The organism is Pseudoruminococcus massiliensis, assembly GCF_900291955.1.
Taxonomy (GTDB): domain Bacteria; phylum Bacillota; class Clostridia; order Oscillospirales; family Acutalibacteraceae; genus Pseudoruminococcus; species Pseudoruminococcus massiliensis.
The window spans coordinates 429,859-441,431 of sequence record NZ_OLMR01000002.1; the positions used below are offsets into that span (position 1 = coordinate 429,859).

Sequence of the window (11,573 nt, forward strand, 5' to 3'; positions counted from 1 at the left end):
AATAATTTAGAATCTTCCACCCTGTATGCCTATTCCTGAACTACTATTGTTATTTGGCAGTGTAGAATTAGAATAATTTTGATATGGAGCTTGCACAGGTGGCCATGCATTGCCTTGAGCATAAACACTATTATTAATATCAAGAACATCTATTGTGCCACTAACAAGGGTAAAATCTTGCATAAATTTCTGTATATCACCCATAAGATTAACATTATTTATATTTGGCTCAAACGAATCCTTTTTGTCATTAATAAATATATGTAGATAACCATTCTTGAAACAAGCAATTATATTTCCGTTGGTACTTTGCTTTAGCTCCATAATTTTTTCAACAAGCTGTGGTGTCAAGAGATAATAGCCTAACTGTATATCACTTGCTCTTACTGTAAACATATCATTAAAATAAGGGTTTTCAAGCTGTATCTTTTCAAGCTCTTTTCTTTTTACACCATAAGCAAAGCTATTATCTATAATTACAACTGTTCCATTAAATTTCTTAGGATAATCAATAGCTATCCATCTGCCTCTGAAGTATGTAGTTGTTGTGTCATGTTCGCCATTACTTTCATATTGTACTTTAAGATCTGATTGCACAAAATATACATTTTTATATTTTCCAGTTATGAGGTCCTCCTTATGATAACGATTTCCGTGCCTCATAACATTTAAATCACTATAAACGCTTTCTGGTAAACCAAATCTTGGTTCATAAACAAGACCCTCTACTTGACCTTCAATAGCTTTTTTAATAACATATGCCTTATAATCATTTATCGTATAATCTGAATTTTTATAACCTTTTACGGAATTCATAATTAAATAAATAATTAATACTGGAACTATAATAAATGGTAGAAAATTTAATATCACTCCTGTTACTCCACCAATAAGCATACTCAAAATTACTGAAACCGGTATTATAACAACTATCAGCCTAAGCATTTTTTTAAAATTTCTTTGCTTTTTTGCACACTTTGAAAATGATTCTAAAAGTCTTTGCTCATCAATCGGTTTTGGCGGAACAGGCTTTCTTTGCAAAAAGTGCATAATACCTAAGAATGGATTGCCTGTATTATTAAAAAATACCCTCGGGTCGGCAGCTCGTTCATTTCGTTCTCTGCTAAAAGAATCCAATTCATTATATTGGTCATAGTTAGCATTCTGGCTTTGAGCTTGTTTTTTATTTTTTATTTGATTAGACATAGATTCCAACTCTTTAAATGCGTCATTAATTGAATTATTACCCATAATATCTTCTCCTTATAATTTAATTATTATAGACACATATCCATCATAAATGTAAAAATGTCGAAAATACTTATTTTTAAATAAAATATTTTTCTTTTTAATTATATATTAGCTATTTGAAGTAATAATTGCTTTAGAGAAATTTAAATAATTCTATTTTATAAAACAAAAAACGCTCCGTATTAAAACGAAGCGTTTGAATATTTTATTATCTATCAGCCAACATAGGCATTGTCGCCCTCTTCGATGACATAAATTGTAACATCTCTTCTGCCAAACTGTGTGCATTCACCAAGTGTGTTGTAATAAAGGTCTACGATTGCAGAACCATCGAAAAGTGCTCCGCCTGTATCTGCGGCTGTTGCATATCCATAGCAAACCTGACCGTCATTAGATACGATATAAAGCTTAGAACCGTATGGAATGAGATTTGGGTTAACCGCTACATTACCAGGCTGTGCTGGTCTGCCTGACGCAGTTGAAGAGCCTGCTGGTGCATAATATGCTGTGCCAGAGCCTGTGTATGAACGGAGATACTTAATTGTGTTGCCGTTCATATCTGTGAAGGTCTGCTCAGCAGCATTTGAACTGAATGATGCTGAATCAGCAGCATTCTTATTGAAGTAATTCTCACCGCTTGTTGAAGAACTTTCTGAAGCTATTTCTTCCTGAGCTGGCTCAGGTCTTTTTGCTGTGCCTACGAGAGTAACTTTATTTACAGCTTTCTTTGTTGTCTTTTCAGAAATCTTCTTTGTAGATGTAAGCTTGCCATTTACATATGTTTCTTGTGAAGTTATAAGCTTTGTACCATTACAGCCATCAGTCTGCACCTCTGTTTCACCTGTATAAAGCTTATCAGTTTTCTTTTCAACTTCCTTAAAGGCAATAGCCTTCTTTGACTGAACTGTTTTATAAGTAATTCTGTTAATCTTAAGCTTGAGATTGTCCTCAACCTTACTATCAGATTTCACATTGAGCTTATCTGTTGGCGAAAGCTTAATGCCGAGGAACTCAAGTGCCTCTGCAACTGTTCCTTCTGGAACATCCTTAGAAACTGTTTTGCCTGCGTCATTAATTGAGATTGTGTACCAACGCTTAATCTGAATCTTCATATCAGGCTCAAGTGTTGTTCCTGCGGAAGGTGTAACTGAATCAGAAGCATTAACCTTAATATTTGCAGCCTTGAGTGCATCTGCAACTGTTCCTTCGCTAAAGACAACGCTCTTAACATCGCCATCAGCCTCAAGGTTTACATTAAAGGCTCTCATTATAGAAACCTCTACGCCGTTGCCACTTGTTTCTGTAAGAACAACCTTGTCATTATCGCCAAGCTCAACGCCTGCCTGCTCAAGGATTGCGTTCTGGTCGAGGTTCATTGTATTTATAACTGTTGTATTTTCACCATCTGTAATTTTAACAGTCTTAGTAAGAGCTGTGACTGAAAGTGCCGCCGAAAGACATACCGCACCCATTACAGAAAAGACAGCAATCTTAACGATTTTACCAGTCGCTTTACTAGTGGTTTTCTTTTCTCTTTTTGCCACATAATTCTTCTTAGGTAACTTCATTATGTAATCTCCTTACGACTGTCCTTAAATCGTTACTTTGATAATAACACTAACGATTGGACAACTTTTAGTTGATGTGGCTATTATAGTCTTGAATTTGCATTATGTCAAACAGGTTTTAAGGTTAACAATTGTGCATTTTGCCGACAATTCGAACGAACATTCGGTCGAATAAACTATAATTATTGGGTTATACTTCTTTTTAAGAATTAATTTCATTTAAAGTCTGTGCAAATTGCAGAAAATCAAATGTTACAAATAAGTAACAAGCTTAAAAAGCTCCCTAAAAGGTCACTTTTATACATATTGAGTAGATTAGCTCCTAAATAATCAAGTATTTTTTCGCTATTTTATCGGCTTTTTGATGTAATTACCACAAGTTTCCATTGTTATTTTTGTGCAATCGTTTTAAATTTCATTTTAAAAGCTTTGTTAAGATTTTTTAATCATTTTACAATATTTTTCCAAATGTTAATCCTATAAAATCACTTAATTTTTATAATACAAAATAGCCTTTTCTCTCACAATCAAAGCCATTTTCAACTCAAATATGATATATTTCGTGGCTAAGCTACCATTTTTGCGAAATTACATTTTCTGTCGAAATCCGCGTTTTAGTGTAACAATTTTGTAACAGGTTTAAGCAGATTGCTACCGCTTAGCTTACATACTTACCCAAGACACTCAAAAGTTTCGCTCGAGGCGGAGTGCCTCCGCAGTCAAGACGCGGAATCGCTCGACAAGTCTCGCTCGGTGCGAGTAAATGAAACCTTATTGACACGGTCGAAGTAATTTCCAATGAACTACCGCTTAGCTTACATACTTACCCAAGACACTCAAAAGTTTCGCTCGAGGCGGAGTGCCTCCACAGTCAAGACGCGGAATCGCTCGACAAGTCTCGCTCGGTGCGAGTAAATGAAACCTTATTGACACGGTCGAAGTAATTTCCAATGAACTACCGCTTAGCTTACATACTTACCCAAGACAATTAAAAGTTTTGCTCAAGCTTTTTCAAAAGCTTGTAGGTCAAGGGCAACGCCCTTGTCGCTCTCCGCAGAGAGCGAAACACCTTTGGGCGAAGCCCAACATTCTTTGCTCCTAAAGCGGTGGGCTTCGCCCACCGCTTAATTTTCTTTCGTTAGCAACATTAGTCTCTAAGGGCAGACAAAGCCCGCCCTTTAAAGGCAAGAGATGTTAAGGGCTTCGCCCTTAAAACCCACCAAAGGCTCTGCCGTAGGTGACTACCTTTGGAAACCGCAAGCCTTTAAAAAGGCTTGACCTAAACTTTAAGCTTCTTGGAGAAGTTCGCTAATTCATTAGAAATTAAAAAGAGAGGCACTTTCGAGCCTCTCAGGTTTGCAATATACATTATTTTATTTTAAACTTAGATTCCTGTTGAGCAATACAGATACCTATATCAAAGAATGGCTTGATATTATCCTCCTTGCCATTTTTAAGACGCTTAAAAACCTTAGAAATCGGAGAAACCTTTGTCTGCTCGTTCTTTTTAAGTATTGGCATTCCATTTTCATCTACCCACACAAAGCCAGCGTGTTTTAAGCCTGTCCGCAAAAGCACTTCTCCAAGATATGCTCCAAATATAAGGGAAAGCTCCCATATTTCTTCATCTGTTGCACAAATTTTTTTTGTAGCAGGTTCATATTTATCAAGAACCTCCTCAAGCTCCTCTATGCTTTCCCTTTTATAATCGAAATCATAATTAAATCTTTTGCCATGCTCAACGGCTTTCTCTGCAAGGCTTTTCATCTCTAATGCTGTTGGATTATCTTTTTGCTTTTTTCTGAATAAACCCATCAAAAACCGCTCCCCTCTGTTACTGAAACATTTAGCAAATCTCTTATAATTCTTTATTATACCATAATTCGACAATAAAATAAAGCCAAACTATAAAGATATTGCCTACAATTTTTATAGACAAAGAAAAAACGGTAAGCTTAATAAACGCTAAGCCTTACCGTTTTAAAACTATCTTATTAAATTATTCAGAGAGAAAATCTTCCACTACATCATTAAGCTGTGACACCTCAAGCTCAAGCTCATTACAAAGGTCTACAAGCCGTTTTAAGCGTTTGTAATCTTCGGTTATATCTGTAATCACAAGTTTTCTTTCACCGTTGCTGTATTCGATTCCGTAGATAGTTAATTGTTTTAGTTCATCGTCATATAGTTCTGTAACTGTTATCGAATAATGTTTCAAATTATCACAGCTTTCGTTTTTATTTCCATCCCCTCAACCCAAATACTATTATACCATATTTTCCTATAATTTCCATTAACAATTTTGTTACTATGGTTTCGTTTGTTTAACATTATATTGACTTTTTAACGGAATAACTGTATAATAATAGCTTATTTTGGTGAACTTATATAAATCTAATTGTTTATTTCCTTTAAATAATTTTACCTCGATTTGGAAATTATTAAAAAGCTGTTGCTACTGTGGCACAAGTAATATCAACATCATTGTTTTCTGAGAGTATTCTACAACATTCAGAAAGTGTATAACCCGTTGTGACAATATCATCTATAAGCAAAACCCTCTTGCCCTGCAAATTTATTTTATCTATCGGCTTATAAACTCCAATAATATTCTCTGCTCGAATTTCGTGATTTAAAGTATGCTGTTCGAGATTATCACGACATTTTATGAGAGTTTCTGCGTAATCTAATTCAAGAATTTTTGCAAGCTCTCTTGCTATAAGCTCGGATTGATTATAGCCTCGCATATACAATCGCTTTTTTGAAAGCGGTACACTCGTTACCATATCTGCTATAATCTCACTTTCTGCAACTGCATTTGCAAGCACCGCACCAAAGCTTTTATAAAACTCTCGTTTCCCACGAAATTTATATCTCGCTAAAGCGTCACGAATCTTGCTGTCATACATAAAAGCGGAAACACATTCGTTTCCGCTTGGTATAGTTCTTATATAAGGCTCTTTTGGAAATTCCGAACGGCATTCAGCACATTCAAGCCTTCCTCTTTCAATAAGCTTTAAGCAATACGGACATTTTCTCGGAAAAAATAAATCTAATAAGCTCACAGCTACCCCACCTTATTTATACCCGAAGTATCAAGGCTTGAAAGACTTTTCTTGAAATCAATCCCGAAAGCATTTCCATTCGGGAAAATATCAAGAAGTGGAACCATTACAAATGCCCTTTCAAGAAATCTCGGGTGCGGAAGTGTAAGTGCTTCATCATTTCGAGTTTCATTCTCGATAAGAATTATATCAATATCTATAATTCTTGGAGAATTTTTATAAGGGCGGAGTCTGCCCATTTTAGCCTCAATGCCTAAACAAGCTCCCATAAGCATTTCTGATGAAAGCTCGGTTTCTATCATAACACAGCAATTATAGAAATTCTGCTGTTCGTCGGGTGTTTCAAATGGCTCTGTTTCATAGATTGCTGAAGCTTTAACAAGCTCTGTATCAATCAAAAGTGACAAAGCCTCAATCGCTCCCTTGAGATTTTCCAGACGATTGCCTATATTCGTGCCTAAACAAAGTATAGCCTTTCTCATTTATTCAGACTCCCTACTTCTTGTAATATCAACTGCAACATACCCAAAATCTGCCGCTATCGGTGCATTAGGCTTTTTCAAGCAAACTCTTACACTCTTAGCAAGGCTAAATTCCGCAAGAATACAATCTGCAACAGCCTGTGCCGCCGCTTCAATTAAATCATAGCGATTTTCGGTCATAACACGCTTTATGCTCTGCGTTGCCTGTGAATAGTTTATTGTTGCCTCGAGCTTGTCTGTTCGACAAGCCTCGCTTAAATCAGCGAAAATATCAACATCTAATATAAATAGCTGTCCACGCTCTTTCTCGAAATCTCGCACACCATGATAGGCATATATCCTCAAATCCTTAATAGCAATCCTGTCCATTATATCCCCTCACAATAGAATCCGCTACCTTTGTCGCCTGAACCGACTCTGCAACATCGTGTACTCTTATAATATCTGCCCCTGACGCAATAGAAAGTGTATGTGCCGCAATAGTTCCTGCAAGTCTTTGGTCAAATGGTGGATTTCCACAAGCCGCACCTATAACTCTCTTTCTTGATGCACCTATGAGAATTGCACATTCATCTACACGATATTTTCCACATTCTCTGAGGATTTCAAGATTCATACTATGCGTTTTGTTAAAGCCTATTCCTGGGTCAAGACAAACTCTTTCCCTTGCTATACCATATTTATCGCACTTTTCTATAACGGATTCAAAAAATTCTTTAATGCCGTCTGCTTTATCGTGCATAATAATACAGCCACAATCAGATTTTGCAGAGATTTTATACATTTCCTCATCTACATAGCCTGTAACATCGTTAATTATATCTGCACCGTATTCAAGGGATTTTTCGGCAACAGACGGATAGAATGTATCAATAGAAATCGGCACGCTTACAGCCTTTCTGACAGCCTTTAAGAAAGGAATCAGACGGTTTTCTTCCTCCTCAGCAGAAATTTTTGTATATCCTGGGCGGGTGGATTGAGCTCCTATATCAATAATATCCGCACCGTCATTCTGCATTTGTAGAGCGTGTTCTACTGCGGAATCTATGTTAAACCATTTTCCGCCATCGGAGAATGAATCTGGGGTGACATTGAGTATGCCCATAACATAAGTTTTTTCACCAAGTGGGAGAGTATAGTTTCTTGCTTTAAATACCTTTTGCATAGTTATCCTCCAATATATAAGCTAAAGAAAAAAGAATACAGATAAAAGTTTCGCACAAGCCTTTTTAAAGCGGCGTGCCGCCGCAGTCAAGACGCGGAATCGCTTGGCTTTGCCTCGCTCGTAGTAAGTGAGGGAAGGTAATTGACGCGGTCGGGGAAATTCCCAATGAACTACCAAGTGATGAGCCACCGCCCCCAAGATGTGAAATTGCTCGGATTTACCTCGCTCGATATTCACAATTTAAGCTAACTACTGCGAAAAATTTCTTCTCATTCTTATTTATTTGTCAAAAGCGACATTACTTCGGCTCTTGTCTTTGCATCAGTCCTGATTGCTCCCCTTAACGCTGAAGTCATCGTTTTAGCACCGGCAGCTCTTGCTCCTCGCATTGTCATACACAAATGTTCTGCCTCTATAACAACTGCCACACCCAAAGGCTCTAAATTATCATATAAGAAATCAGCAATTTCTGTTGTCAATCTCTCCTGAACCTGCGGCTTTTTTGCAAAACAGCTTACTATTCTCGCAAATTTTGATAAACCGATTATCTTTCCATTCTTAGGTATGTATGCAATATGTGCTACACCTACAAATGGCAAAAGATGATGCTCACAAACTGAATACATCGGTATATCACGAACTATTACAAGCTCTTGCTCCTGTTCCGGAACATTGAATATCTTGAGGTATTTTTTAGGGTCATCATCTAAGCCTGCAAAAATTTCCTCATACATATTAGCTACTCTCTTTGGTGTTTCGAGCAAGCCCTCTCTATCGACATCTTCTCCGATTGCTGCTAAAAGTTCCTTTACAGCAGCCTCTACTCTTTGCTTATCTATCATTGCTAATCCCTCTCTCTAAGATTCTTCGCTATCGCTGGTATAAGCCAAAACAACTCTTACAAGTGATGCGTTTTCATTTTTCACAATGGAAAGTCCATCTCTGTCGATTTTATGCTCATCGTCAAGCTGTTCGTTTGCCGAATTAACATAGGAATAAAACTTATATGGCTGATTAAAGAACAGAGTATTTATATACTCCTCATATTGCATTTCCTTGCCAAACATTATCGGAAGATACTTTTCCTTACTGTTCGCAGCATTTATCAAAGCCGAGATAACCTTATTATTGGTTTCCTCATCAAATGTTGTAATTACCGCCGCATTTTTGGAGTAATATCCAGCCTGTGTAGAGGTACATTGCGGAATAAAGAAATTGTATCTTAAATCATTCTCTTTGCTTTGGTCAAGGCTCACTTCATCAACAATCGGGCTTATAGTATGGCTTGTTTTTATCATTTCGTCATCAATATTAAAGAAATCATAAATCGCACCATTGGTTGTATCGTCCCATGTAGAATCAAGATGATACCATTCATCATCTATTTTAACAACATTCCACATATGGCCTACGCCCTCACTATCACCACGAATGGTCATACATTCTATACCGCTTAGATTTAACAAAAGCTGCATAGATTTCGCATATCCCTCACATACAGCCTCACCTTTAACAATAGAACCATAAGCAGAAAAATATTCCCAACCATCACTAAGGCTTGCAACTGTACCTTTATATATGCAGTTATTTATGACGAAATCGTGCATAAACTTTTCTCTTTCAAATTCGCTCATTCCGTCCTCAAGAGATGCCATAATTCTATTTACAGCACTATTAAGAACTAAATATTTTTTTTCACATTCGTCTGCGGATATTACGGAATAAAATTCCACCATAGTATCCTCGCCAACATAAGCATAGCCAAAAAGATTATCGAGCCAGAATATATGCGGATTATCAAAAACAAAAGCATTTATTGAACGGCGAATTTCGCTTTCCGACATATGAATGCCCTCAATATTAGCCCTCTCGGTGCGATAATGGTCGTTCTCGTCCTTAGTTTCGCTTATGATAGTAACACTTTTAGTGATGAGGTCATAAAGCTTTTTCTCAGATTCTGAACTAAGTGATTCTCTGCCCTTTGTTGTTTTTATAGGCTTATAATAAGGAGATTCCGAAAAATCTTTTAGCATAACAGTACGATAAGAAAGCCCGGTATCATCGCCATCTATGTTTACGGCATTTATCGTATCAGGGCTGGTAGATTTATTATCTATAATAGTAGTTCTGCCAAGATTTATGAAATAGATTGTACAGCAGGTGAAAACTGCTGTAAGAATAATAAAAAACAAAACATATACAATTCCTGAAGTAGTTTTTTTCATCTGCTATCCTCCATAAATAATTTGATTAAATAAGCGGCGAATTTCACTGATGAAAACGCCGCTCAGTTCTTAAAAATCTTTACTTTCTCTGTGATGCCTTTATACTCTGTCTTGCTTTTTTAAGCTCTGCAAGCGTCTTGCTCATATCATCATCAGCTTGCTTCATAATGTCATCTATGTATTCCGCCGCAGCTTTTCTCATCTCGCCAGATTTCATCTTTGCATCGCTTATCATCTCGCTTGAACGATGCTGTGCCTGTCGGACTATTTCGCTCTTGGCTACCATCTTTCTTGCCCTATCCTCAGCAGAATGAATTATAGCCTCTGCCTCTTGATTAGCCTGACTTATAATTCTGTTTCTATCAGCAACAATTCCCCTTGCCTGACGGATTTCCTGAGGAAGATTAGCCCTAATCTCATCAAGAATATCCTTAAAGCCTGTCACACTTACTATTGCTTTGTCCTTGCTGAGAGGCAATTTTGCAGAAGCGTCTATCATCTCATAAAGGTCATTTATCATTGTTTCTACACTAATATTATTCATAACAACTATTCCTTTCTCAATCTTTCTATAATTTCATCATGAACACATTCGGGGACAAATGATGATATATCTCCGCCAAGCTGTGCCACCTGCTTGACGATACTTGAGCTTAGGAACATATTCTCTGACCTTGTTGTAAGGAAGATTGTTTCAAGCTCAGGATTAAGCTTTTTATTAGTAAGTGCCATCTGAAATTCATATTCAAAATCAGATAAAGCACGAAGTCCTCTGACTATTGCAGTAGCATTTTTCTGTGCCGCAAAATCCGCAAGCAAACCATCAAAGCTTGTAACTTCAACATTAGGCAAGTCTGAGGTTGCCTTTTCTAAAAGCCTTACTCTTTCTTCTGCTGTAAAGCAAGCCTGTTTATTCATATTATGTAAAACTGCTACGATAATTTTATCGAACATCTTTGAGGCTCTTGTAATAATATCAATGTGTCCTACGGTAACAGGGTCAAAGCTACCTGAACAAATAACTGTTTTCATCTATCCGACCACCCTCTGAATGTTTATTATAGCATACTTTCGTGAATATATGCTGTCAGCATAATTTTGCCATAGCGATATTGCTTTTTGATAACAAACTCCCCAATCTGATTCGGAAGCTCCTCATCTCTTGGGTGTTCACAGATTATTTTTCCTGTTCTGTTCATAAATATAGGCAAAATATCAAGGGCTTTCTCAAGCAAACCCTTTCTATAAGGCGGGTCGAGAAAAGCAATATCGAATTTCTCGTCACAACCCTTTAAATATGAAATCGAATCAGAAGACTTAACCTCGGCATTCTCAGAAATCCCTGTTGTTTCAAGGTTACGGTTTATAACAGCAAGCGAACTCTTTGAGGAATCAACTAATATAGCTTTTTTTGCTCCTCTGCTGAGTGCCTCTATACCCATCTGTCCAGAGCCTGCGAACAAATCAAGAAATACTCTGCCCTCAAGCTCAAACTGAATTATTGAGAAAACAGCCTCCTTAACCATATCGGTAGTAGGTCTGACATCGTTGCCGCTAAGTGTTTCAAGCTTTCTTCCGCCCGCCTTACCTGTAATAACTCTCATCCAATTTCACTTCCTTCAGAAAATCATTTTATAAATCATATAATAAAAACATTATAGCACATACTGACAAATTATGCACTAATTATTTAGTACGCTTTACCAATTCAATCGAATTTTTTTCGTTCCTTAATGACGAAACTTTTGAGTATCTTAAAGAAATTTAATCGTAGGGGCGAACTGTGTTCGCCCGTTCGGTAGTTTTACCGACCGCGT

Annotated in this window: 13 protein-coding genes; all 13 read right to left on the minus strand. The window is 37.0% G+C overall.

Going from position 1 to position 11,573, the window contains the following annotated elements:
- Window positions 1–6: 6 nt before the first annotated feature.
- The 13 genes from C9914_RS04815 to rsmD all read right to left on the minus strand — a co-directional run bounded on the left by C9914_RS04815 (window position 7) and on the right by rsmD (window position 11,360).
- Window positions 7–1,251, minus strand: coding sequence for a DUF3137 domain-containing protein (locus C9914_RS04815; RefSeq protein ID WP_106763743.1), 1,245 nt, complete (start codon window positions 1,249–1,251; stop codon window positions 7–9).
- Window positions 1,252–1,466: 215 nt separating this feature from the next.
- Window positions 1,467–2,819: a 3D domain-containing protein gene (locus tag C9914_RS04820; RefSeq protein ID WP_106763746.1), complete on the minus strand. Its 1,353-nt coding sequence runs from the start codon at window positions 2,817–2,819 to the stop codon at window positions 1,467–1,469.
- 1,368 nt (window positions 2,820–4,187) lie between these two features.
- Window positions 4,188–4,634 carry a hypothetical protein gene (locus tag C9914_RS04825; RefSeq protein WP_106763747.1) on the minus strand — a complete coding sequence of 149 codons (447 nt, stop codon included), beginning with the start codon at window positions 4,632–4,634 and terminating at the stop codon, window positions 4,188–4,190.
- Window positions 4,635–4,818: 184 nt separating this feature from the next.
- A complete protein-coding gene (locus C9914_RS04830; RefSeq protein ID WP_106763749.1) occupies window positions 4,819–5,037 on the minus strand; it encodes a DUF6514 family protein in 219 nt (72 codons plus the stop codon).
- Between the two features lie 223 nt (window positions 5,038–5,260).
- Window positions 5,261–5,884, minus strand: a complete 624-nt coding sequence (locus tag C9914_RS04835; protein WP_106763751.1) for a ComF family protein — start codon at window positions 5,882–5,884, stop codon at window positions 5,261–5,263.
- Between the two features lie 2 nt (window positions 5,885–5,886).
- Entirely contained in the window at window positions 5,887–6,366 is a 480-nt protein-coding gene (folK, locus tag C9914_RS04840) for a 2-amino-4-hydroxy-6-hydroxymethyldihydropteridine diphosphokinase (protein WP_106763753.1), read from the minus strand.
- A complete protein-coding gene (gene folB / locus C9914_RS04845; RefSeq protein WP_106763755.1) occupies window positions 6,367–6,735 on the minus strand; it encodes a dihydroneopterin aldolase in 369 nt (122 codons plus the stop codon).
- Complete coding sequence (folP, locus tag C9914_RS04850) at window positions 6,716–7,531, minus strand: dihydropteroate synthase (protein ID WP_106763756.1); 816 nt, start codon at window positions 7,529–7,531, stop codon at window positions 6,716–6,718. Before folP ends, folB begins: the two co-directional genes overlap by 20 nt.
- Before the next feature lie 275 nt (window positions 7,532–7,806).
- Entirely contained in the window at window positions 7,807–8,373 is a 567-nt protein-coding gene (folE, locus tag C9914_RS04855) for a GTP cyclohydrolase I FolE (RefSeq protein ID WP_106763758.1), read from the minus strand.
- Between the two features lie 15 nt (window positions 8,374–8,388).
- The gene (locus tag C9914_RS04860; RefSeq protein ID WP_106763760.1) at window positions 8,389–9,756 is read right to left on the minus strand and encodes a transglutaminase domain-containing protein; all 1,368 of its coding nucleotides are present in this window, start codon (window positions 9,754–9,756) and stop codon (window positions 8,389–8,391) included.
- 79 nt (window positions 9,757–9,835) lie between these two features.
- On the minus strand, window positions 9,836–10,300 hold the full coding sequence (locus C9914_RS04865; protein ID WP_242972057.1) for an ATPase: 465 nt from the start codon (window positions 10,298–10,300) through the stop codon (window positions 9,836–9,838).
- Between the two features lie 5 nt (window positions 10,301–10,305).
- Window positions 10,306–10,788 (minus strand): pantetheine-phosphate adenylyltransferase, encoded by a 483-nt coding sequence (gene coaD / locus C9914_RS04870; RefSeq protein WP_022265460.1) that lies wholly within the window; start codon window positions 10,786–10,788, stop codon window positions 10,306–10,308.
- Window positions 10,789–10,814: 26 nt separating this feature from the next.
- The gene (gene rsmD, locus C9914_RS04875) at window positions 10,815–11,360 is read right to left on the minus strand and encodes a 16S rRNA (guanine(966)-N(2))-methyltransferase RsmD (protein ID WP_106763762.1); all 546 of its coding nucleotides are present in this window, start codon (window positions 11,358–11,360) and stop codon (window positions 10,815–10,817) included.
- Window positions 11,361–11,573 lie beyond the last annotated feature (213 nt).